Raw genomic sequence first — 2,303 nt, 5'->3', positions numbered from 1 at the left:
GGTTTTCCTTTTGGGGTTCACCTGGTGGACTTCGCATCCGCGCCCCCCTTCAGCATCGACTCGACCAGCTCGCGCGCTTGACGCTCCAGAGGGTAAGCCTTGGTGTCGCCATAGTCGCGGTATTCCTGGGCCTGCTTGAGTAACTCCAGCAGCTTTTCCAGATCGCTTTTTTCAACGTGCATGCGCCCTCCTTTGGAGCAGCAAAGCCCCCACCGGCCCGGCCAGGAAATCCAGCCAGGAATCCAAGGAGACAGGGGTTAGATTTTCAAGGCTCAAACGCCCGGAAACCCGCATGGGCATTGAGTTGGGCACTTTGTTTCTATGTATCAAGTTCAGGGAGCCGCCGCCGGAGCCCAAGGAACCCCCCGCAAGCGGGGCCCCCCTTTGGCTCCCGCTGCCGCCCCCCGGAGCCGTGCGGCGCTGCGCTTGCCCGACGTCTTCGGGGCGCGTCATGCGGATGTGCCCTGTTGAGCCTCGAACACGAAGCCGATTTGGGCATTGCCAGGTGCCCAGGCACGCACAGGAATGTTCACCGTTGACCCCACCTTGTCGGGGAAGGTGCCCAGCTCGGGAACGGTGATGGTGTCCATCTTGACCAGGCCGCGCCCGTCGATAGTTTCGACCTGAAGAACGTTCCGCTTTGGGGTCACTTCCCCGGTCTTTTTGTTGGTGCCGCCGCCAATGGTCGTAGCAGCGCGGAGGATGCCTTGAAGGATCAGCATGGATCAGGCCCCCTTCATGGCGTTGAACTCATCGGCCAAAAGCTCCTGCTCGATCTCGACCAAATCCTTCAGAGTTTCTTCGCTCAGACGTTCGCGCACTTCCTCAAGGCCAACCTCCAAAAGGGTCGTGACCGTCGAGTTACGGGTCTTTGCGCTCTTGTGGGCAAGGGCCTGCACCTGAGCCGCAAGGATCACAGGAACACGAACCGAAATGACCTTAGACAGCCCGACATACTCGGATTTGCCGCGCCCTTCAATGACGGATGCCGCTTGGTCAGCAGCCCGGATTACTTCGCCTTCATCGGTGGTAAACATGGATTCTCCTAAAAACTACGGGATTTGTAGTCTGCAAAGAATACATGTTTTCAGGGCGGCGAGCAAAGGCTTTGTGATTGCAAAGGCAGCGCCACGCGGCAGGCGGCGTGCCAGTGCAGCCGCTGGGTGATGGAGGGAAGGCCGCGCCCGGTGGTGGGTTCTGCTGGTTCAGCGGGTACCCCGCCGAACGTTTGTCATGGGGCTTGCGCCCCATAGGTCAGGGGGGAATCAGGCGCTGACCCGGACTCAGGCCGCGCTGCTCCAGGCGCTCCAGGTAGACGCGCCGGAAGGTCTCATACAGGCCCCTACGGTCGTCGGTCATGGGGTAACACTCCCGAGCCGGTTTAGGGGCCTTCCTGGCCTCATCCTGGCCCCTGGTGACCAGTTCCAAGCTGTAGCCAGCCGCACGGGTGAAGCGGTACAGCATGTCCATGTACGGCAGGCCCTCGACGTCCGCACAGTCGTCGGTCAGTTCGTCGGGCACCTCGACGCCCCGAAAGCATCCCGCGCTGGCCAGGAGCCTTTTCCCCCGAAGGGTTTCCCAGGCGTGCACGGTGTCGGCCGGCTCCTGGTCGGAGAACTTCACGGCGTACTTGAAAACCTCGATGAAGCCTGAAACAGGGTCATCCTGGCTGATGGGCCGAACGTCAACGATGAACGAGTCCCCGGTGATTTCATGCCACTCGCGTGACAGCCGTTCCGCGCTGGGTTCGCACTCTGCCAAGGCGATCATGTGAAGGTGCGGATGCCACACGCCGGAGCCTTCGCCGCGCTTGACCTCATACGACCAAACCGCGCCCTCGACGCCATCCAGGACGGAGCCGCGCCCCCGATGTTTGCGCTTCCATAGCTCATGCTGGCACTTGTGCAAATGCTTGAACCGCTCTGCCAGGTCGGGGCCATCCTTGACAGTCAACGTAACCAAAAATGGATACAGTCCGGGCCGCTGCTGCTGGATGGCTTGCCACCGTGCGAGATAGGCCGCGAGAGCCTTCGCACCGCGACGGATGGCGCACAGCGGACAGAGCAGGTGCTTTTTGCAGAAGTGGGCCGCGTGCAGCTTCACTTTGTCCACGGTGAAAAAATGCCGGAACAGCAGGTAATCCCCGCAGCCCTGCACCTTTGCCGCCATGGCTTGATGCTTCGTCCTGGCGGCCATATACTCCGCAGTGTCGAGTGCGCCTTTTTTTGCTTTGCTGTAACGATCAACCCTTTTGGGTAGTGCCTCGATCCCTTCGACCCCGATTTCGTCTGACCACGAATCGG

4 protein-coding genes are annotated in these 2,303 nt (G+C 60.8%); all 4 read right to left on the bottom strand.

All coding sequences use genetic code 11. The features are described from left to right. Positions 1–17: 17 nt before the first annotated feature. The gene (locus tag N4G42_RS25555) at positions 18–182 is read right to left on the bottom strand and encodes a hypothetical protein (RefSeq protein WP_260669194.1); all 165 of its coding nucleotides are present in this window, start codon (positions 180–182) and stop codon (positions 18–20) included. A 267-nt stretch (positions 183–449) separates the two neighbouring features. Beyond that, complete coding sequence (locus N4G42_RS25550) at positions 450–722, bottom strand: hypothetical protein (protein WP_260669193.1); 273 nt, start codon at positions 720–722, stop codon at positions 450–452. 3 nt (positions 723–725) lie between these two features. Then, complete coding sequence (locus tag N4G42_RS25545; RefSeq protein WP_260669192.1) at positions 726–1,037, bottom strand: hypothetical protein; 312 nt, start codon at positions 1,035–1,037, stop codon at positions 726–728. Between the two features lie 217 nt (positions 1,038–1,254). After that, positions 1,255–2,169, bottom strand: a complete 915-nt coding sequence (locus N4G42_RS25540; protein WP_260669195.1) for a protein rep — start codon at positions 2,167–2,169, stop codon at positions 1,255–1,257. Positions 2,170–2,303: the final 134 nt, after the last annotated feature.

Source organism: Acidovorax sp. K2F, assembly GCF_025246485.1.
In the GTDB taxonomy this organism is placed as follows: domain Bacteria; phylum Pseudomonadota; class Gammaproteobacteria; order Burkholderiales; family Burkholderiaceae_C; genus Acidovorax; species Acidovorax delafieldii.
This window is presented reverse-complemented; position numbering and strand designations above follow the sequence as displayed.